We start from the raw sequence: 21,155 nt of genomic DNA, 5'->3' as shown, positions 1-21,155 counted from the left end.
AGATTAATGCTTCAGGCCGCGCCAGCCGATGTCGCGGCGGTATTGCGCGCCGTCGAAGTGGATTTTTTCCACGGTTTCATAGGCCTGCTTCTGCGCCATCTTGATGCTGTCGCCCAGGCCGACGACGCACAGCACGCGCCCGCCGTTGGTGACCAGGCGCTCGCCTTCGATGCGGGTGCCGGCGTGGAAGGTGACGGAGTCAGTCGTTTCGGCCGGAATGTCGCCGATCGGCGTGCCCTTGACGGGATCGTCCGGGTAGCCGGCGGCGGCCATGACGACGCCGACGGCCGTGCGGCGATCCCATTCCAGTTCCACGGCATCGAGCGTGCCGTTGACGGCGTGTTCCATGACCGTGACCAGGTCGGTCTTCAGGCGCGCCATGATGGGCTGCGTTTCCGGGTCGCCCATGCGGCAGTTGAATTCCAGCGTCTTTGGCGTGCCCTTGTCGTCGATCATCAGGCCTGCGTACAGGAAGCCCGTGAACGTGATGCCATCCTTGGCCATGCCCTGGATGGTCGGTACGATGATTTCGCGCATGACGCGCGCATGCATGGCCGGCGTGACGATGGGTGCGGGCGAATACGCGCCCATGCCGCCCGTGTTCGGGCCCTGGTCGTGGTCCTTCAGGCGCTTGTGGTCCTGGCTGGTGGCCAGCGGCAGGATGTTCTTGCCGTCGCACATGACGATGAAGCTCGCTTCTTCGCCGGCGAGGAATTCCTCGATGACGATGCGCGCGCCGGCGTCGCCGAACTGGTTATCGGCCAGCATCATGTCGACTGCCTGGTGCGCTTCTTCCAGGGTCATGGCGACGACCACGCCCTTGCCGGCGGCCAGGCCGTCGGCCTTGATGACGATGGGGGCACCCATGGCATCGACGTAGGCGTGCGCGGGGGCGACGTCGGAGAAGGTCTGGTAGGCGGCCGTGGGGATGCCGTGGCGCTGCATGAAGGCCTTGGCGAAGTCCTTCGACGACTCCAGCTGCGCCGCTTCTTTCGTGGGGCCGAAGATTTTCAGGCCGCGCGAGCGGAACAGGTTGACGATGCCCGCTGCCAGCGGCACTTCCGGGCCGACGACGGTCAGGCCGATGTGTTCCTGCTGAACGAAGTCGGCCAGCAATTGCGGGTCGCTGATGTCGAGATTGACCAGGCGCGCATCGCGCGCGGTGCCGCCATTGCCCGGCGCGACATACACCATCTGTATGCGTTCGGACTGGGCCAGTTTCCAGGCCAGGGCGTGTTCGCGGCCGCCAGAGCCGACTACCAGAATTTTCATAGGGACCGTTCGTTCAGTGTGGGTTGCAGGGCGGCAGTGCCGCCCTTGTTTAACATATTGCCTGGCACGCGGTAAAAATGTTCAGGGCAAGGCGCATGGCCGAAGACAGTACGGCTAGTACGGCGAGGCCATGCAACGCCGCCATGGACTTTTTTACCCCGTGCCTAGTTTTCGATCAGGGCATTCGTAAATACTTCCTGCACGTCGTCCAGCAGCTCCAGCGCATCGATCAGCTTTTGCATCTTGATGGCGTCGTCGCCCGTGTACACGGTTTCCGTCGCCGGCTTCATGATGACTTCGGCCACTTCGGCCTTGAAGCCGGCCGCTTCCAGCGCTTCCTTGATGGCGGCGAAATCGTGCACGGGGGTCAGCACTTCGAAGCCGCCTTCCTCGTCGGCGATGACGTCTTCGGCGCCCGCTTCCAGGGCCGCTTCCATCAGCTTGTCTTCGTCGGTGCCGGGCGCGAACAGCAACTGGCCGCAGTGCTGGAACATGAAGGCGACGGAGCCTTCGTTGCCCATGTTGCCGCCGTTCTTGTTGAAGGCATTGCGTACCTCGGCCACCGTGCGCACGCGGTTGTCCGTCATGCATTCGACGATGACGGCAGCGCCGCCCACGCCATAGCCTTCGTAGCGCACTTCTTCGTAGTTGGCGCCATCGACGCCGCCGCTGCCGCGGTTGATCGCGCGCTGGACGTTGTCTTTCGGCATATTGGCGTCGGCCGCCTTGTCGACCGCCAGGCGCAGGCGCGGATTGGCCGCGATGTCGGCGCCGCCCATACGGGCCGCGACCGTGATTTCCTTGATCAGGCGAGTCCAGATTTTGCCGCGCTTGGCATCCGTGGCAGCCTTTTTATGCTTGATGTTGGCCCATTTGCTATGTCCTGCCATGTCGAATCTTCCTTAGACGGGTGTTCAATTGTGGCCGACATTTTAGCATATCGGCCCCCTGCCAAGCGGCATGGCCCCGTCATCAAGCGGACATAATCTGTTGTTAAAGTGACGCGCTTTCACCATAGTTGAGGGCGCGACATCATGGCAAGTCAAATGGACAGGCGGCAATTTCTGAAATTGGGTGGCTTTATCACCGTCTCGGTGGCTACCGCCGGGCTTGCCGCCTGCGGCAGTACCGATTACAGCGACCCCGGCGTGTCGCTGGCCTCGGGCAGCGACTGGAAATTCCCGCAAAGCGTGGCCTCGGGCGATCCGCGCCCGGATAGCGTCATGCTGTGGACGCGCGTCGTGCCCGCCAGCTCTGATGCCGTCGCGCCTGCCGTGGCCGGCAAGTCGGACGTCGCCGTGCGCCTCATCGTCAGCGCGGCGGACAATACGGCCGCGCTGGGCGGCAATACCGCCCTGGCCGGCACGCCCGTCGTCGATGCGAAACTGCCGCTGAAGGCCGATTTCGACAATACCTTGCGCCACAAGGTGACGGGCCTGCAGCCTGGGCAGGTGTATTTCTACCAGTTCATTGCCGGCGACGTGCGCTCGAACGTGGGCCGCTTCAAGACGGCGCCCGCCGCCACGGCCGACGTGAGCCAGCTGCAGTTCGCCTACCTGACGTGCCAGGACTGGAGCATCAACCACTGGGGCGCGCTGTCGCACATCGCCGCCAACGAATCGCTCGACTTCATCGTCCACCTGGGCGACTACATCTATGAAACGGTGGGCGAAGCCTTCCAGAGCGGCGCCGTGGAGAGCCGCCATGACCAGCTGAAGCTGCCCGATGGCACGTTCAAGAGCGGCACCTCCGGCGCGAAATACGCCACCACGGTGGCCGATTACCGCTACCTGTACAAGAAATACCGCACCGATACGCGCCTGCAGGCCGTGCACGAGCGCTTTGCCTTCATCGCCATCTGGGACGACCACGAATTCACGGACGATGCCTGGCAGGATGCGTCCACCTACGAAGGCATCGTGGCGGCCGACGGCAGCGATCTGCACCAGCCGGCCCGCCGCCGCAGCGCCAACCAGGCGTGGTTCGAATACATGCCGGCCGACGTCACCTTCGATAGCGCCGCGACGACCTTCCAGAATATCCAGATCTACCGCGATTTCCAGTTCGGCAAACTGATGCAACTGGTGATGACGGACGAGCGCCTGTACCGCGCCGACCATGCGATTGCCGAATCGACCATCAACCCCGCGACGGGCAAGCCCATGGGCAGCATCGGCAGCCGCTACCTCGTGCCGCAAGCGCTGTTCGACAGCGTGGAAGGACAGAAAATGGCCGCCGCGACGAAGGCCGGCACGGACCCGCTGGCCGCCGTCGGCATGCTGGGCAGCACGCAGCGCGACTGGTGGAAGGGCAAGATGAAGGCGGCCACGTCAACGTGGAAGCTGTGGGGCAATGAGGTATCGCTGCTGCGCATGGGCCTGAATGGCACGGATGCCATCGCCACCTTGCTGGCCCTGAACGCCATGACGAACGTGGGTAAGGCCATCGCCACAACCTTGCCATTGGTGGGCGGCAGCGTGCCGCTGGCGTCCGCCATCGTGGCCGCCTCGACGGCGGGCGCATCGACGCCCCTGGCGCAGGCCGCCGCCATGGCCATCGCCGGCGCAGCAGCCAACGCCAGCGCGCAGGGTGCGGCGGCCGTGGGCGCCGGCCTCTCTGCCGCGCAGGCCGGCATCACGGTGGCCGCCTACAACAGCGGCTCACCCACGGCCGCCGCGCAGGTAATCGCCTTTGGCTGGATCAAGCCCGACGTGCAGGCCAAGGGCGCGGCATCGGGCTTTGTCGCCGCTTCCGGCCAGCAGGCGGCGCTGGCGCCGTTCTTCACGCGCTTCCTGCTCAATTGCGACCAGTGGGATGGCTACAACAGCGAGCGCAAGAACCTGATGGCGCACCTGAAGACGAATGCCATCGGCAACGTGGTGGCGATGACCGGCGATATCCACTCCTTCTTCGCCGGTACCGTGAACGACGATTTCGATGCGGCGGGCGGCGGCACGCCCGTCATGGTCGACCTGGTCTCGGCGGGCGTCAGCTCGGATTCCTTCTTCAGCTACCTGAAGTCGGCGGCCGGCACCATGGGCGACATCGGCACCCTCGTCAGCTACCCGCTGGCCATCCCCGTCACGGGTCTGGGCACGGTCAATCTGGACATCAACCTGCTCGACTACACCATGGGCAAGGCCGTGCCGACCGTCGACAGCCTGCTGGAGCAGTTGCGCGTGCAGCTGCGCGGCGCCCTGGCCGCCAAGGGCGTGCCGGAAGCGCAGCTCGATGCGACGGTGACGGCCGTGCAGGCCGGCTTGAAAGCGAGCACTGACTTCAGCGTGACCCTGCTGGGCCTGGCGCAGCAATTGTCCGGCCTGGGCAACAATCCGTGGATCAAGCATCTGAACACGGATGCGCAGGGCTACACGGTGGTCACTTTGACGCCGGGCAAGCTGGTGGCGCAGTTCAAGCAGGTGAACAAGCTGGTCGGCACGGCGGCGCCGGCGAACGTGATCGCACGCGTGACGACGGCCACGGTGGCGGCCGGTACGGTGGGAGTGAGTATTTCCTGACCTGTCGCTGGAGTCGGGGCTGGCGGCCGGCCTGGAAGGGCCGGCCCGGCAAACTTGTGCTTATCCATTACAATCTGGGCATGAGCTCCAGTTCCCCGCAAGCAACGCCTCCTTCGATTCCCCGTTCCGTCTACCTCGGTGGCCTGGCCATCGCCGTGGGCGGGGCGGTGCTGTTTTCCACCAAGGCCATCGTCGCCAAGCTGCTGTACCGCTACCAGATCGATGCCGTCACCCTGATCGCCTTTCGGATGATCTTTTCGCTGCCCGTGTTCGCCGTCATCGCGTACTGGCAGATGCGCACGGAGCCGCCGTTATCAAACAGCGACCGCTGGCGTCTGGTGGGCCTGGGTCTCGTCGGCTACTACCTGTCCAGCTATCTGGACTTTCTCGGACTGCAATACATTTCCGTGGGCCTGGAGCGGCTGATCCTGTTCCTCACGCCCACTTTCGTGCTCCTGATTACCACGGTATATTTCAAGCAGCGCATCAGCCGCCTGCAATGGCTGGCCCTGTTCACCTCGTATTGCGGCATCGTGCTGGTGTTCGTGCATGACTTGCAGGGCGGTGCCAGCAATGTGGCGCTGGGCTCGACCCTGGTGCTGGGCTCGGCCTGTTCCTATGCCGTGTACCTGCTGGGCTCGGGTGAACTGGTGAAGCGCATCGGCTCCATGCGCCTGGTCAGCTACGCGATGTGCGTGGCCAGCTTTGCCTGCATCGCCCAGTTTTTTATTTTGCGCCCCGTCGAATTGCTGATCCAGCCCATGCCCGTGTATGGCTTGTCATTGCTCAATGGCATCTTTTGCACGGTGATGCCGGTCTTTATGACGATGATCGCCGTCGAGCGCATCGGCGCGCCCGTCGCGTCGCAGGCGGGCATGATCGGCCCCGTATCGACCCTGTTCCTGGGCGCCATGATCCTCGATGAACCGATCACCAACTGGCAACTGGCCGGCACCAGCCTGGTCTTGGCCGGTATTTACTTGCTGTCGAAAAAGAAATAATTCCACCCACCCACTGAAAAGTTCCCACCATGAAAACACGCATCGCCCTCATTGCCCACGACAAGAAAAAAGATGACATGATTACCCTGGCGGGCGAATACCTGGACTTTCTCAAGGGCTGCGAACTGTCGGCCACGGGCACCACGGGCGGGCGCCTGATCAACGAGCTGGGCCTGGCGGTCGAGCGCAAGCATTCCGGCCCGTTCGGCGGCGACTTGCAGATCGGCTCCCTGCTGGTGGAAGGCTTGATCGATTGCGTGATCTTCCTGCGCGACCCGATGACGCCGCAGCCGCACGAGCCGGATATCAACGCCCTGGTGCGCGCCTGCGACGTGCACAACGTGGCGTGCGCGACGAATCTGTCGTCGGCGCACCTGGTGCTGTCGCAGCTGCAGGCGCGCGCCCAAGCCGCCGCCTGACGTTTTTTCCGATTCTTCTTCAAGGAGCATATTGTGAGCGCAACGATTACCACCAAAGCCATCCGCGTACAGCGCGTGGGCGGCCCGGACGTGATGGAATATGTGGATGTGGAACTGCCGCCGCCCGGCCCCGGCGAAGCGCGCGTGAAACATGAGGCCATTGGCCTCAATTTCATCGACGTGTATTTCCGCACGGGCCTGTACCCGCAGCCGCTGCCCAATGGCCTGGGCGTGGAGGGCGCGGGCATCGTCGAGGCGGTGGGCGAGGGCGTCACGGAAGTGAAGGTGGGCGACCGCGTGGCCTACGCGGCGCGCATCAACGGCGCATACGCGCAGCAGCGCAACCTGCCGGCGGCCCTGCTGCTGGTGCTGCCCGAGCGCATCGGTTTCGACACGGCCGCCGCCATGATGCTGCAGGGATTGACGGTGCAATACCTGTTCCACCGCACGGTGGCCCTGAAGGCGGGCGATACGGTGCTGTTCCACGCGGCCGCAGGCGGCGTGGGCCTGATCGCCTGCCAGTGGGCGAAAGTGCTGGGCGTGAACCTGATCGGCACGGCCGGTTCCGATGAAAAGGCGGCGCTGGCCAAGGCGCACGGCGCTGCCCACGTCATCAACTACAACACGGAAAACTTCGTCGAGCGCGTGCGCGAGATCACGGGCGGCAAGGGCGTCTCCGTCGTCTACGATTCCATCGGCAAGGATACCTTCATCGGTTCGCTCGACTGCCTGGCGCCGCTGGGCATGATGGTCAGCTTCGGCAACGCTTCCGGCCCCGTGCCGGCGTTCACGCTCAGCGAGCTGGCTTCGCGCGGTTCGCTGTTCCTCACGCGTCCGGCCCTGTTCAGCTATGCCTCGAACCGCGCCAACCTGGAAGAGATGGCCACTTCGCTGTTCGGCGTCGTCAGCAGCGGCGAAGTCAAAATCGAGATCAACCAGCGCTACAGCCTGGCCAACGTCGCCCAGGCCCATGCAGACCTGGAAGGACGCAGGACCACCGGTTCGACCATCATCGTGCCATGAGCGGCCCACATGACGGCACGCCGAAGTTCGGCCGCCTGCTGATCGTGCTGCTGCTGGCCGTAGCGCTGATCGGCGCGCTGACCTTTGCCGCTGAAGCGTATTATTCTTGAATGAAAAAAACCGGCTGGCACATCGCTGCACCAGCCGGTTTTTTTATATTGCAACGTCATTACTCGATTTTGACTTCGACTTTCCGGGGCACGCCGCTCTGGCCGGGGAAGTCGGCAAAGGCGCTGGCGACCATGGCGGGCATCACTTGCGACGTGGCACGCTTGTTGCTGGTCGATTGCACGGTCACGTCGTACAGTTTCTTGCCGGTGCGGTCATTGATCGTCACGCGCAGTTCGCGCTCGTATTTATGGCGCACGCTTTCTTCCACTTCCATGGGGCCGTACCAGTAGGGGTTATAGCCGAAGCGGCCATAGCCTGGCCATGCGCCGTAGCGGTAGCCATAGCGGCCGGGCCAGTAGCCGGGGCCGTACCAGAACGGGTCGGTTGCCTGCAGCACGCGCTCAGGATAATCGACCGTGGAAAAATTCATCGCCACGCGCAAATTGGCTGCCGCGGGGCCGGAAGCTTCGCCAAAACCATGTTTGGCCAGTTCCGCACGCACCAGGTTTTGATAGTTGCGGTACTCCAGCGTGTCGGTTTCAGGTGCCGGGGCTTCAAAAACATACGATTTGTCCTGCAATTGCGCGGGCCATTCATGGAATGCCGTCACATCGCTGCGTATGGTGGTGGCGCATCCGGTCAGCAACACGGTCAATGCGGCCATCATAATGGTGAGATATCGTTTCATTGCATGATCTCCTTAGATTAGCTGCAATTCATTGTTGGTAGACGCAATTCATCGCTTAGTATTATAAGAATAGTTCTATTTGTTTCCATTCATTATTACAGAATGTTACCTAGCATGTCGGCGTGTAAGGGAATCCAACATTCCTGATCCGAATCGCGGCAATTGGCGCGGGAATCGCGACTATCAGGGGCCGGTGTTGGTAAAATAGGCTTTTGCCTCCGCTCCCACCCAAATCCCTATGCGCACAGACAGCCCTCAGACGATTTACCGCAAAGATTACACGCCGCCCAGTTTCCTGGTTGACAGCGTCGAACTTGGTTTCGATCTCGATCCCGCCCGCACAGTGGTGGCGAGCCGGATCCGCCTGCGCCAGAATCCCGCCAGCTCCAGCCGCAGCATCGAACTGCATGGCGAACATATCGAGCTGGTGATGGTGCGCCTGAATGGCAAGGTGCTGAAACCATCGCAATACAAGCTGACGGCCAGCATGCTGACGATTCCCAAGGCCCCCGACGATGTGACGCTCGATATCGAGACCGTGCTGGCGCCGCAGGACAATACCTCTCTCTCCGGCCTGTATGTGTCGAACCATAACTTCTTCACGCAGTGCGAGGCGGAGGGCTTCCGCCGCATCACCTTCTTCCCCGATCGCCCGGACGTGATGGCCAAGTACACGGTCATGCTGCGCGCCGACAAGGACAAGTATCCCGTGCTGCTGTCGAACGGCAACCTGATCGAAGAGGGCGACCTCGGCGACGGCCGCCATTACGCCAAGTGGGAAGACCCGTTCAAGAAGCCATCCTACCTGTTCGCCCTGGTGGCGGCGCGCCTCGTGTGCCAGGAGGAGCGCTATACCCTGAAATCGGGCCGCGAAGTGCTGCTGCAGGTGTGGGTGGAGGACGGCAACCTCGACAAGACCGACTACGCCATGCAGTCGCTGAAAAACTCGATCCGCTGGGACGAGGAGCGCTTCGGCCTGGAGCTGGACCTGGACCGCTTCATGATCGTCGCCGTGGGCGACTTCAACATGGGCGCCATGGAAAACAAGGGCCTGAACATCTTCAACACCAAGTACGTGCTGGCCAATCCGCGCGTGGCGACCGACATCGATTACGCGGGCATCGAAGCGGTGGTGGGCCACGAATACTTCCACAACTGGACCGGCAACCGCGTGACGTGCCGCGACTGGTTCCAGCTGTCCTTGAAGGAAGGCCTGACGGTATTCCGCGACCAGGAATTTTCGGCCGACATGATCGGCACGGACACGGGCCGCGCCGTCACGCGCATCGACCAGGTGCGCACCCTGCGCCAGGCGCAGTTCCCCGAGGACGCAGGGCCGATGGCCCATCCCGTGCGTCCCGACTCCTTCGTCGAGATCAATAACTTTTATACCGTCACGATCTACGAAAAGGGCGCCGAAGTGGTGCGCATGTACCAGACCCTCGTGGGCCGCGACGGTTTCCGCAAGGGCATGGACCTGTACTTCGAGCGCCACGATGGCCAGGCGGTGCAGTGCGATGACTTCCGCGCCGCCATGGCGGACGCGAATAGCCGCGACTTTACCCAGTTCGAGCGCTGGTACAGCCAGGCCGGCACGCCCGTCGTCACAGCATCCACGCACTACGACGCCGCCAGCCAGACCTTCGAGCTGACCCTGGCGCAAAGCTGTCCCCCCACGCCGGGCCAGCCGAAGAAACTGCCTTTCCACATTCCCGTCACCGTCGGCTTGCTGGGCGCCGATGGCCGCGACCTGCCGCTGCACGTCGATGGCGTGGCCTCCAATGGCGCCACCAGCGTCGTGCTGGAATTGACGCAGGCGTCGCAGACCTTCCGCTTCACGAACGTGACGCAAGCGCCCGTGCCGTCGCTGCTGCGCGATTTCTCCGCGCCCGTGGTGCTGGAATACGACTACAGCGACGACCAGTTGCTGCACCTGTTTCGCCATGACAGCGACCCCGTGAACCGCTGGGAAGCGGGCCAGCGCCTGGCCATGGATCGCTTGCTGAACCTGACGGGCGCGGTCGCCGCCGGCGCAACCCTGGGGCTGGACGACACCTTCATCGAAGCGCAGCGCGCCTTGCTGGTCGACGACAGCCTGGACGCGGCCTTCCGCGAGCTGGCCTTGATTCTGCCGTCGGAAACCATCATCGCCGAGCGCATGGCGCAAGTCGATCCGCAGGCGATCCACGCGGCGCGCCAGTTCATGCGTCGCACCATCGCCGCAGCCCTGAAGCCCGAATTGCTGGCGCAATACCACGCCAATCAGACGCCGGGCGAATACAGCCCGGACGCCCTCTCCGCCGGCAAGCGGGCGCTGAAAAACCTGGCCCTGTCCTACTTGCTGATCGCTCCGGGCGAGCAGGAGCTGGCCCTGGCGCAGCAGCAGTTCGACAGCGCCGGCAACATGACGGACCGCGCGGCCGCCCTGGGCGCGCTGATCCATTCCGGTTCCACGGCACACGCGCAGGCGGCGCTGGCCAGCTTCTATGCCGACTTCGAGAACGAAGCGCTGGTGGTCGACAAGTGGTTCGCCATGCAGGCCGCGGCGCCATCGACGGACGTGCAGGCCGTGCGCCAGCTGATGACGCATCCGGCCTTCACCCTGAAAAATCCGAACCGCGCGCGCAGCCTGATCTTCAACTTCACGAATGGCAATCCATCGCAGTTCCACGCGGCGGACGGCAGCGGCTACGCCTTCTGGGCCGAGCAAGTCATCGCCCTCGACGCCCTGAATCCGCAAGTGGCTGCGCGCCTGGCCCGTTCGATGGACCGCTGGCGCCGTTACGTGCCCGGGCTGCAAGGCCATATGCGCGGCGCGCTGGAACAGGTCGCCGGCCAGGCCAGCCTGTCGAACGACGTGATGGAAGTGGTCAGCAAGGCGCTGGCCAACTAATCCCGGGGTCAGACCCGCCGGGCCCGACCCCAGCTTTGTGCTGTTGGGTCGGGCCAGAAAAAATAATCACCAAAACAAAAGGGAATTCATGAAACGCATCAGTCTTACGCAATACCTGGTTGAAGAGCAGCGCTCGAACAACAGCATTCCGGCCGAGCTGCGCCTGCTGATCGAAGTCGTCGCGCGCGCCTGCAAGACCATCAGCCACGCCGTCGGCAAGGGCGCGCTGGGCGAGGTGCTGGGCACGGCCGACACGGAAAACGTGCAGGGCGAAGTCCAGAAAAAGCTCGACATCATCTCCAACGAGATCCTGCTCGAAGCGAATGAATGGGGCGGCCACCTGGCGGCCATGGCGTCGGAAGAGATGGAATCGATCCATCCGATCCCGAACCGTTATCCGAAGGGCGAATACATGCTGCTGTTCGACCCGCTGGACGGCTCGTCGAACATCGACGTCAACGTCTCGATCGGCACCATCTTCTCGGTGCTGAAGGCGCCGGAGGGCATGGGCCAGCCGACGGAGCAGGACTTCATGCAGGCCGGCAGCAAGCAAGTGGCGGCCGGCTACGCCGTGTACGGCCCGCAAACCATGCTGGTACTGACCTTCGGCAATGGCGTGAACTGCTTTACCCTGGACCGCGAGATGGGTTCGTGGGTGCTCACGCAAAGCAATATGCAGATTCCTGCCACCACCAAGGAATTTGCCATCAACATGTCGAACGCGCGCCACTGGCATCCGCCCGTGAAGCGCTATGTTGATGAACTGCTGGCCGGCGACACGGGCCCGCGCGGCACCAATTTCAACATGCGCTGGATCGCCTCGATGGTGGCCGACGTGCACCGCATCCTGAACCGCGGCGGCATCTTCATGTATCCGGCCGACCTGCGCGACACCTCCATGCCGGGCAAGCTGCGCCTGATGTACGAAGCGAACCCGATGGCCTTCATCGTGGAGCAAGCCGGCGGCGCCGCCACCGACGGCCAGCAGCGCATCATGGACATCGCCCCGCACAAACTGCACCAGCGCGTGCCCGTCTTCCTCGGCTCGAAGGACGAAGTGGCCCGCGTGACGGCTTACCACGCGGAGTAAACCCCGCACTTTTCCATGATTTTTGGCGGTCCGCAGCCGGGTCGCTAAAAAAAATGAAAAAAGATCGAGTTGACACTAGCAAATTTTGTGCATTGTTTGTAGAATGTGGGTCTTCGCCGTTGTAGCTCAGTTGGTAGAGCAGCACATTCGTAATGTGAAGGTCGCCAGTTCGATTCCGGCCAACGGCACCAAGTATTCGTAAGAGGTAGTACGGAAAAACCCAGATTAACCCGTTTTCATAGGGGGAGGCTGGGTTTTTTTACGTCCGCGTTTTCGGTGTACTCCGGTATAAAACGGTTAAATCCTGCTACCATTTGCCAAAAATTGGCAAATGGTTTGGCAAAAATGGCAGCACCAATAAAAGACGGCAAGGTATGGCGCCACAGGGTAATGGTAGCTGGGACACGGTCCAGCGGGACATTTGACACGAAGGCGGTTGCCTTGGCTTTGGAGGCTGAGCAGCGAATCAATGCTGGCGGCAAAAAAGCAGTGGTCAATACGAAGACCTGCGCCGATGCCTTCCGCAAGTACGAGCTTGAGGTATCTAAGTTGAAGCGTGGTCACCGCTGGGAAGCGTTTCGCCTGGCGTTCTTTGCCGAGATGTCGCTTGGCTCCGTCAGGATGTGCGATTTGGATGCTACCCATATTGCCGCTTGGCGCGATGAGCGGCTGCAGACTGTCCAGGGCGGTTCTGTAACCCGAGAAATGAACCTGCTGTCGCACGTATTCTCCGTCGCTCGCAAGGAGTGGAAATGGATATAGGCCAGTCCTACGGCCGACGTCGCGCGGCCAAAGGCAAAGCCGCCCCGAGATCGCCTTATTAGCTCTGAGGAGATCAAAAAGATTTGTATCGCTCTTGGTTGGGATCACCAGGCGGCCGGTGTGGTCCCGAAGACCAAGCAGCAGCGTATCGCAATAGCTTTCCTGTTCGCCACTGAAACTGCGATGCGTGCTGGAGAAATATGCTCGTTGCAGGCGGAAGATGTGAATGGTCGCGTGGCGCGGCTGCGGATGACGAAAAACGGATTGCCTCGCGATGTGGCCTTGTTGTTGGTTTGCATTTGATTCTGACCCGTGATTTGCATCGAATTCTGACCCGCTCTTCAATTGATGTCTTGGGGGTTACAAGGGGACTAAGTTATGCCTAACCTCCTTTCCTGTCTGCTGGGTTGAACTATTTTTGAATCGATAGTGTTCGTTTGCTAGCAGGATTGACCTGGTCAGATTGACCCGCCCTCCATGCCCTCGCGAACGCCGCGACCCTGTCGTAAGACCCTTCGAACCCCAATTCCTTTAGGTCCTCATGAATCTGTTTTAGCGTGCGCCGTTGCTTGCGCGTCCGCGCTGCTTCAGTCTTGAGTAGCGCGGAAAGCTGGAACGCGTATTTGTCGATGGCGCGGGTGGAACGCCGCTCGGCGTAGGCCGGCTCTATGGTTTCCGAGCGTAGGTAGCGTCGGACGGTGTTTCTGGGGATGCCCAAACGCCTGGCGATCTCTCTCAATGGGACCTGGTCGCGAATGTGCCAGCGTCGAATAATGCCTAGTAATGCCACGTCGATCACTCCAATTCCTCACTCAATGTCATGAGTAGGATTGTGTCTTATACGTGGGTCAGTTCGGTTTGCAAATTATGCGGTGAAATGGGTCAGATTTCGCTGCAAATCAACAAACAGAGATTTCAGTGATCACCTCTCAAGCGGACCTGGAAAAAGCGGCCGCCGCCCGAACTGGCCCGGTAATCCCCCCATTTTTAGATTGCACTAAAAGTAGAGGTTAAGCGGCCAAGGCAAGCTTCTGTTTTGGCGTGATGCCGCCAAGTGCCATGTTGGGCCGGTCGTGATTGTAAGTCCACAGCCAGCGGGTTGCAAAATTCTGGATCTCATCGAGCGTTTCAAACAGGTGATGGGCCAGCCAGTCGTAGCGCACCGTGCGGTTATAGCGCTCGACATAAGCATTCTGCTGCGGCTGGCCAGGCTGAATGAAGTCGATGCGTATGCCGCGCTTGGCGGCCCAGGCCAGCGTCACAGCGCTGATGTACTCCGGGCCGTTATCGCAGCGAATGACCTGGGGTGTACCACGCCATTCGATGATCCTGTCGAGGGACCGGATGACCCGTTCAGACGGCAATGAGAAATCAATCTCGATGCCGAGTCCCTCACGGTTGTAGTCGTCGATCACGTTGAACAAGCGGATGCTACGGCCATCGGCCAGTTGGTCGTGCATGAAGTCCATCGACCAGGTGTCATTGATCTGTGTAGGCACGGCCAGCGGCAGCGGTTTTTCGCGCACCAGGCGATGTCGCGGCTTGATCCGCAGGTTCAGTTCCAGCTCGCGATAGATCCGGTAGACGCGCTTGTGATTCCATTTAAAACCCTTCACGTTGCGCAAATACAGGAAGCACAGGCCGAAGCCCCAGTTGCGCTGGTTGTTGGTCAGGCGCACCAGCCAGTCGGCCACCAGGGCGTTCTCGGCATCGAGCTTGGCGCGATAGCGATAGCAGGTCTGGCTGATGCCGAACGCCTGGCAGGCCAGTCCAATTGTGGCTGAACGCTGGGCCACGGCCCATTGCGCCATCTCCCGCCGCTGAGATGGCGTTACCACTTTTTTGTCAGGGCTTCCGCGACGATCTCGGCTTTCAAGCGTTCCTCGGCATACATCTTCTTCAGGCGCCGGTTTTCGTCCTCCAGCTCCTTCATGCGGGCCATCAGCGAGGCGTCCATGCCGCCGAACTTCGAGCGCCATTTATAGAACGTGGCGTTGCTGATGCCGTGCTCGCGGCACAGCTCAGGGACGGGCGAGCCGCCCTCGGCTTGCTTGAGGATGGCGATGATCTGGCTATCGGTAAAACGGGACGTCTTCATGCAGAACTTTCAAAAAATCTGAGTTTGGAAAATTCTACTTTTAAACGCGATCATTTGGTGGGGGGATTACCGGGCTCGAACCCACGACAACAGGAATCACAATCCAGCGGAAAAGTCTAGTTTTACTCAATTAAATCATAGACTTAGGGTAATTCTGTTGCAGCGAAATATCATCGAAATCTGCCTGTTTCCGGTTTTTTTGAGCCAGTCGTTGTAAAGTTTTTGGCGTCGATTCGCAAGGACTTGTCTAGGCCAATAAGGTGCATGCATCCATAGCGTTAGCGTCTCAGTTTCAGAGGGTGGTGGTAGCTCAATGATCTAAACAATGAGTCAGCTAAGTACATTTTTGGGTAGTTAACTTTCAGCTGTGTACCCGTAGAGGACTTGAACGGTACGTAGTAAGCTTTTGTTACATGCCATTCAATTTCTCCCGCCACAGAGTCGCGAATGAAAAAATTCCCCGAACCGATGACGGTTATTCGCTCTCCTACCATCACTGCTGCCTTCGGAGCGCGGACGAAAGATGCTTTTTCAGAACTGGAAATCGCACTAGTCCCATCCTTTCCGTAGACTGCCTCAACTGTTGACGGGGGTATGCCTTGTTGTAGAGCCCATTGTGCCGCAGCTAACCTTGTATCCTTATCCCAGCTCGGGTCAGAGCGCGAGTGTGCCTCCATTTCTTGCTCCCAAGGAGCCCATGGATCTTCAGCAATTGCAAGTCGCTTAAGGAGGCGTTTTAGTCGTGTCAACACAGCAATAACAGGTTATGGAGTGGGCTAAACGTTAGCAATGCCTTAGTCTACCAAAAAATCTTACTTTGGTTTCTTACTCTTTTCAATGTAACCGCTCAATCTTTTCATCATCGAAGGGTCTTCAAGCGACAAGTACCCCTCCCAGCGTGCTCCTTTCAAAAGCGTAGCCCCTAAAGGGAGAGTGTCCGTAGTAGCGCCTTCGATCTTAAGGTCGCGGATAAGCCAGAGGCATTGTCCTTCCTCTGATGTTAGGAGGTCGCTGACCACTTTCTTTAAAGGTCTTCCAGTTTCTTTCTCAAAAGAAACTTTGACTGTATCAGGAATTTTTTCCAAATTTCGGAAGATTGTTTTTTTTGCACTGTCTAGAGCGGCTTTATCTTTCGGAATAAAGCCCAGCTTAGGCCAAAACGAACCACCTACGGACAGTCCGGCGGTTAACTCGATGCGCTTAATGCCCAATTGTGAGTACAGTTGAATTGATTGTTCTAATGACAATGCGAGAGACGCCCCCCCCTTTATCTCCAGGACCATGAAATTGTGCACTACACGCCGTTCTGCAACGTGCAACTCTCTCTCACAATACATCAGGTGCTGTCCGTGCTTTTTCGCCACTACCTTGATCGCAATCTTGCCGTTCGGGCTAATATGTAATCTAGCCGCATAGTGCGTCGCTGCCGGAATTACGTAACTGTTGGCAATTTCTTCTTTGGTCAACCTGCCACTAGTGGCCGCGCCCGCTCTCCCATTGTTAATTAGTTCTAGGCTGCGATCTTGTTTTCTACGATAGCCTGGAAAAATACAGTAAGGGACGTACATATTCCCCCAGGCAACAGGCTTCCATGAAATCCACGGAAGCAGGCTGAGTACTGGGCAGAGAATCCACCAGAGAAATTTGAACCGCTGAAGCGGTGCAGTTTCCTTTAGATATAAAAAAACTAATACCAAGCTGGTGAATAAATAACGTTGCATGGAATCTTGATAAGTAGCTAAAGGCACAATTCTATCCACAATACGGCATCCCGTCGATAAATTGCCTGGGAACTACTGCAGAATAATGGAGGTAGCTATAGTCATGGCTTATTGGTGTCTTCTGTCTTATCTTTCACGCACACTTTTGCGTTAGTTCTGGCGATACTGTGCATAAAACACGCAAGGTCTGCTAGTCCACTGAAGTTTTTACACGGTCGGTATCTTGCGGTTTTATCTGGTATTTTAATGATCGTGACTTGATAATTTTTGACATAAATTTACCAAAATTGATTATAGGTAATTGATTATTATGGTAATTTTATTCCGGCCAACGGCACCAAGTATTCGTAGTAGAAAAAAACCACCGCTCAAACGGTGGTTTTTTTTCGTCTGTCGCTTTGTCATGGTCCGCCTGCGCTGGCGGCGCCTCCGCTGCTGCTGCGGACCCGACCCGCCCGGCTGGCGGGGATGGTATTTCCAACAGGAATTTAAGTCTGGCCTTCAAGGTGTGGCAGCGCACGGTGGCGCACGGCGGGTGCGGTTAAGGTGGTGACAACAGCTTGCTGCTGATCCCATGTTTGATATGGCTCAGCCCGGCAGCGTTTAGCCGCTTCTTCTGTCCCGGAAGCGAGGAGAATCATGATTCGGTCACGGCATCGAGCATGGTTGGATTTATTCACCATTAAAGGAAACCATCATGAACGCGATTGAAAAAGCCAGCTCCGACTTGAACGGCACGGCCCAGGATACCCGCCAGGATTTGCACCGCACCATCGACAAGGTGGCCGACCAGGCCCAGCCGCTCGTCGACAAGGTCGCCACGCGCGCCCACGACAGCGTGGACCAGGTGGGTGAACGCATCGACCAGGTCAGCGATACCGTGTCCAAGGCATCCGAACGCCTGGTGGCGCGCGGCAAGCAGCTGGGTGCCGCCTGCCAGCGTGCCGGTGAAACGGGCCGCGATTATGTGCGCGAGCGCCCGGCCGTATCGCTGCTGATTGCGGCAGCGGCCGGTTATGGCCTGTCGAAGCTGCTGGGTTCGCGCAAGTAAGCCTTTCTACGCGGCTCCGCAAGGTCTTTGTCGTGGGCGCTGGCCCGGTCTGCCATCACGGCGGGCCGGAGCAGCGCCCACGCGTACGAGGTAGGTGTAGCACGCAGTGGGAGGGTGGAAAATGCGCTCCATTTTGTTGTGGTTGATCGGTGTACCTATTCCCATCATTATTTTGATTGCCCTGTTCGTGCGCTGAATGAGGGAGTTGTAGCGTTACTTCCCGGGGCAGACTACTCACAGGAGATGTAATGGCTACCAACAAGAAAACGCCGTCCACGGACGGTGCGGGTTCCGTATTGAGCAGCATGTCCGGCCCATCCGAGACGCATCCGCCGCAGAGCCTGGGCAGCAACCATGCCGCGGCGCAGGCGCTGCTGAAGAAAGCGGCCGCCGGCCAGGCGCTGTCGGCCGCCATGCCCGACAATCCGAACGTCGCCGGCCAGTACGGCGAAGCGGCGCGTGCGCCGGCCGAGGGCGTGCATGTGGCGTCGGATGAGGCACTGGCCACGGCCAGCACGACGGGCGAGGCGACGCCTTCGCCGAAGGTGGGCGATGGCCAGCCCGCGCTGGGCGAGAATGCGCTGAATAACTCGCTGGACCATGTCCGCGTGGACGACGGCGGCTGCGTGCTGACGACGAACCAGGGCGTGCCCGTGGGCGACAACCAGAATTCGCTGAAGGCGGGTTTGCGCGGCCCCACCCTGATGGAAGATTTTATCTTGCGTGAGAAGCTCACGCATTTCGACCACGAGCGCATCCCCGAGCGCGTCGTGCATGCGCGCGGTTCCGCCGCGCACGGCTACTTCGAATGCTACAAGGAGCAAAGCAAGCTGACGCGCGCCGCGCCGTTCGCCAAGGCGGGCAAGCGCACGCCCGTCTTCGTGCGCTTTTCCACGGTGGCCGGCGAGCGCGGTTCGACCGACACGGCGCGCGACGTGCGCGGCTTTGCCGTGAAGTTTTATACGGACGAAGGCAACTGGGACCTGGTCGGCAATAATATTCCCGTCTTCTTCATCCAGGACGCGATGAAATTCCCCGACCTGATCCACGCCGTCAAGCCCGAGCCGAACAACGGCATTCCGCAGGCGGCCAGCGCGCACGACACCTTCTGGGACTTCGCCTCGCTGTCGCCGGAAATCACGCACATGCTGATGTGGGTCATGTCCGACCGCGCCATCCCGCGCAGTTTCCGCATGATGCAGGGCTTTGGCGTGCATACCTTCCGCCTTGTGAATGCCAAGGGGCAGTCCGTCTTCTGCAAGTTCCACTGGTCGCCCATGGCCGGCACGCATTCCCTCGTGTGGGACGAAGCCGTCAAGCTCAGCGGCGCCGATTCCGATTTCCACCGGCGCGACCTGTGGGAAGCCATCGAGTGCGGCGAGTATCCCGAATACGAGCTGGCCTTCCAGGTCTTCACGGAAGAACAGGCGGAGGCCTTCCCCTTCGACGTGCTCGACCCCACCAAGCTGATTCCCGAGGAACTCGTGCCCCTGATCCCCGTCGGGAAAATGGTCTTGAACCGTAACCCGGACAATTTCTTTGCCGAGACGGAGCAGGTGGCCTTCTGTACGGCGCACATCGTGCCCGGCATCGATTTTTCCAACGATCCCCTGCTGCAAGGCCGCATCCACTCGTATGTGGACACGCAGATCACGCGCCTGGGCGGCGCCAACTTCCACGAAATCCCCATCAACGCGCCGCTGGCGCCGCTGCACAACAACCAGCGCGACGGCATCCACCGCCAGGCCATCAACCGCGGAAGGGTGGCGTATGAACCCAACTCGCTGGCGGGCGGCTGCCCGTTCCAGGCCGGGGCGAAGGGTTTCAACAGCTTTCCCGCCCCCGTCGAGGGCGACAAGGTGCGCGGCAAGCCCGAGAAGTTCGCCGAGCACTATGCGCAGGGGCGGCTGTTCTGGATCAGCCAGACGCCCGTCGAGCAAGACCATATCGTGCATGCCTTCCGCTTTGAGCTGAGCAAGGTGCAGACGGTGGCCATCCGCCAGCGTGTCGTCGCCATGCTGCGCAACGTCGATGAAACCCTGGCGCAGCGCCTGGCCGATGGCCTGGGCCTGGCCTTGCCGCCGGCCATGCCGCTCGCTTCCATGCTGCCCATGCCCAGCTATCCGCCGTCGCCGGAACTGTCGCTGTTTTTCCGACCCGGCAAGACGGGCATCCACACCCTGCGCGTGGCCATCCTCGTGGGGCCGGGCAGCGATGGCGCGCAGGCGCGAAATATCTATGCGTCCCTGCTGGCCGACGGCGCCGTGCCGCGCCTGGTGGGCAGCCACCTGGGCAAGGTCGACACGAGCGGCGGCGCGCCGCTGGCCGTGGAGATATCGCTGGAAACCGGGCCGTCCGTGCTGTTCGATGCCGTCGTGATTCCCGACGGGCAGGGCGCCGTGCAGCAGCTGGGCAGCGATGCCAATGCGCTCGACTTCCTGCGCCTGCAGTACCGCCACTGCAAGCCGATACTGGCCGTCGGCGCGGGCAAGGGCTTGCTGGACCAGGCTGGCGTGCCGACGACCTTGCCGGACGGCAAACCTGACCCTGCCATCTTTGTCGTGCCGTCCGGCGAGGTCGTGAAAGCCGTGGCTGCCTTCAAGAAGGCGCTGGCGGCGCACCGGGCGTTTGCGCGCGAGACGGACCCGCCCAGGGTGTGATGCAGCGTGCTGGCGTGCTGTCCTGGCGCGGTGGCGGCCGGCTGTCGCCCCGCTGGCGGCATCATGTCGTCGTATTTTTGTTGTAAACTCGGCATCCTTGGCTTCCTTTCTTTTCTCTTGGAGCCTTACCATGGATGACGACATGAAAATTGATGCAAGCACCGTCCGGCGGCTGCGCACGGAGCGCGCCTGGTCGCAGGAGCAATTGGCGGCCAGCGCCGACGTGAGCCTGCGCACGATACAGCGGGTCGAGGCCGACGGCAGCGCATCCAATGAGACGCGCATGGCGCTCGCCGCCGTGTTCGGCATCGACGTGCGTGCATTGTCGCTGCGTGAACCGGCGCCGCAAGACAGCCCGGTGCCGGTGGCGGCCTTCTCTGGCGCCGCTTCCGTGCGCCATCGCGCCGCCGCCTGGCTGGCCCTGCTGGCGGCGGGCGCCGCGCTGTTGTCCGCCTCGGGCTTGCTCCCGCCCGTGGTCATGCCGCTGGCATGCATGCTGGCCATTGCCGCCGCCCTGTATGCGAGCCTGGACTGGTATTTTTCCGGGCAGCCTGCGCTGGCGACGCCTGCCCGCCGCACGGTGCAATTCGGCTTTGTCTTTGGCGCCCTGGCCCTGCTGTTTGCCAGCTTCAGCGCAACGCCGCGCGCCTTCGCCGTGGCCAGCCTGCAAATGACGCTGTTCGCCTGTGTCATCCGCTACCTGGCCGACTGCTACTTTTCGCGCAGGCGCGAGCGCAGCGGTACCGCGAAACCGGGAACGTGAACGGCTGGACGACGCCTCGCAACAATGTAAACATTGAAAACCTCCTGCGGTGATATGCTGCGCATGAGAACTGTTCATTTGCAAC

At 60.8% G+C, this 21,155-nt stretch carries 16 protein-coding genes, 1 tRNA gene and 1 pseudogene; 12 read left to right on the top strand and 6 right to left on the bottom strand.

The annotated features are described in order from the left end of the window. Positions 1-3: 3 nt before the first annotated feature. Entirely contained in the window at positions 4-1,272 is a 1,269-nt protein-coding gene (gene purD / locus AC07VL_RS00725; protein ID WP_494804165.1) for a phosphoribosylamine--glycine ligase, read from the bottom strand. A 164-nt stretch (positions 1,273-1,436) separates the two neighbouring features. After that, positions 1,437-2,162 carry a YebC/PmpR family DNA-binding transcriptional regulator gene (locus AC07VL_RS00720; RefSeq protein WP_494804164.1) on the bottom strand — a complete coding sequence of 242 codons (726 nt, stop codon included), beginning with the start codon at positions 2,160-2,162 and terminating at the stop codon, positions 1,437-1,439. 144 nt (positions 2,163-2,306) lie between these two features. Between AC07VL_RS00720 and AC07VL_RS00715 the strand changes: the two genes are divergently transcribed. From AC07VL_RS00715 to AC07VL_RS00700, 4 genes are all read left to right on the top strand, one after another. Continuing rightward, positions 2,307-4,790 carry an alkaline phosphatase D family protein gene (locus AC07VL_RS00715; protein WP_494804163.1) on the top strand — a complete coding sequence of 828 codons (2,484 nt, stop codon included), beginning with the start codon at positions 2,307-2,309 and terminating at the stop codon, positions 4,788-4,790. 80 nt (positions 4,791-4,870) lie between these two features. Beyond that, positions 4,871-5,791, top strand: a complete 921-nt coding sequence (locus tag AC07VL_RS00710) for a DMT family transporter (RefSeq protein WP_494804162.1) — start codon at positions 4,871-4,873, stop codon at positions 5,789-5,791. Between the two features lie 29 nt (positions 5,792-5,820). Further along, complete coding sequence (locus tag AC07VL_RS00705) at positions 5,821-6,210, top strand: methylglyoxal synthase (protein WP_152284435.1); 390 nt, start codon at positions 5,821-5,823, stop codon at positions 6,208-6,210. A 93-nt stretch (positions 6,211-6,303) separates the two neighbouring features. After that, on the top strand, positions 6,304-7,233 hold the full coding sequence (locus AC07VL_RS00700) for a quinone oxidoreductase family protein (RefSeq protein WP_494804445.1): 930 nt from the start codon (positions 6,304-6,306) through the stop codon (positions 7,231-7,233). 169 nt (positions 7,234-7,402) lie between these two features. On the opposite strand, the gene AC07VL_RS00695 is transcribed toward AC07VL_RS00700, so the two are convergent. Further along, positions 7,403-8,032, bottom strand: coding sequence for a DUF4136 domain-containing protein (locus AC07VL_RS00695; RefSeq protein WP_494804161.1), 630 nt, complete (start codon positions 8,030-8,032; stop codon positions 7,403-7,405). 238 nt (positions 8,033-8,270) lie between these two features. On the opposite strand from AC07VL_RS00695, the gene pepN reads away from it, so the two are divergent. The 5 genes from pepN (at position 8,271) to AC07VL_RS00670 (ending at position 13,080) form a co-directional block, all read left to right on the top strand. Next, positions 8,271-10,925: an aminopeptidase N gene (pepN, locus tag AC07VL_RS00690; RefSeq protein WP_494804160.1), complete on the top strand. Its 2,655-nt coding sequence runs from the start codon at positions 8,271-8,273 to the stop codon at positions 10,923-10,925. A gap of 88 nt (positions 10,926-11,013) precedes the next feature. Continuing rightward, on the top strand, positions 11,014-12,015 hold the full coding sequence (locus AC07VL_RS00685) for a class 1 fructose-bisphosphatase (protein WP_494804159.1): 1,002 nt from the start codon (positions 11,014-11,016) through the stop codon (positions 12,013-12,015). A gap of 115 nt (positions 12,016-12,130) precedes the next feature. Beyond that, positions 12,131-12,206: transfer RNA gene (locus AC07VL_RS00680), tRNA-Thr, on the top strand. Between the two features lie 154 nt (positions 12,207-12,360). Beyond that, entirely contained in the window at positions 12,361-12,777 is a 417-nt protein-coding gene (locus AC07VL_RS00675) for a hypothetical protein (protein ID WP_494804158.1), read from the top strand. Between the two features lie 120 nt (positions 12,778-12,897). Continuing rightward, complete coding sequence (locus tag AC07VL_RS00670) at positions 12,898-13,080, top strand: tyrosine-type recombinase/integrase (RefSeq protein ID WP_494804157.1); 183 nt, start codon at positions 12,898-12,900, stop codon at positions 13,078-13,080. Between the two features lie 166 nt (positions 13,081-13,246). Here AC07VL_RS00670 and AC07VL_RS00665 read toward each other — a convergent pair. The 3 genes and pseudogenes from AC07VL_RS00665 to AC07VL_RS00655 form a co-directional block, all read right to left on the bottom strand. Beyond that, positions 13,247-13,576 (bottom strand): annotated as a pseudogene (locus AC07VL_RS00665) (helix-turn-helix domain-containing protein); the annotation flags it as partial. A 211-nt stretch (positions 13,577-13,787) separates the two neighbouring features. Beyond that, positions 13,788-14,875 (bottom strand): IS3 family transposase gene (locus AC07VL_RS00660; protein ID WP_494804156.1). Its coding sequence is split into 2 segments (ribosomal slippage): positions 13,788-14,623 and positions 14,623-14,875, totalling 1,089 coding nucleotides; the frame shifts between segments, so codons are not numbered across the junction. 812 nt (positions 14,876-15,687) lie between these two features. Further along, positions 15,688-16,623: a hypothetical protein gene (locus AC07VL_RS00655; protein ID WP_494804155.1), complete on the bottom strand. Its 936-nt coding sequence runs from the start codon at positions 16,621-16,623 to the stop codon at positions 15,688-15,690. Between the two features lie 670 nt (positions 16,624-17,293). Here AC07VL_RS00655 and AC07VL_RS00650 point away from each other — a divergent pair. From AC07VL_RS00650 to AC07VL_RS00640, 3 genes are all read left to right on the top strand, one after another. Further along, a complete protein-coding gene (locus tag AC07VL_RS00650; protein WP_494804154.1) occupies positions 17,294-17,647 on the top strand; it encodes an ElaB/YgaM/YqjD family protein in 354 nt (117 codons plus the stop codon). A gap of 248 nt (positions 17,648-17,895) precedes the next feature. Continuing rightward, positions 17,896-20,307 carry a catalase gene (locus tag AC07VL_RS00645; RefSeq protein WP_494804153.1) on the top strand — a complete coding sequence of 804 codons (2,412 nt, stop codon included), beginning with the start codon at positions 17,896-17,898 and terminating at the stop codon, positions 20,305-20,307. Between the two features lie 142 nt (positions 20,308-20,449). Continuing rightward, a complete protein-coding gene (locus AC07VL_RS00640; protein ID WP_494804152.1) occupies positions 20,450-21,070 on the top strand; it encodes a helix-turn-helix transcriptional regulator in 621 nt (206 codons plus the stop codon). The last annotated feature ends 85 nt before the right edge of the window (positions 21,071-21,155 follow it).

It is taken from the genome of Janthinobacterium sp. GW821-FHT03C08 (genome assembly GCF_059420905.1).
The sequence above is the reverse complement of the archived record's forward strand: the minus strand, read 5'-3'. Positions and strand labels throughout refer to the sequence as shown.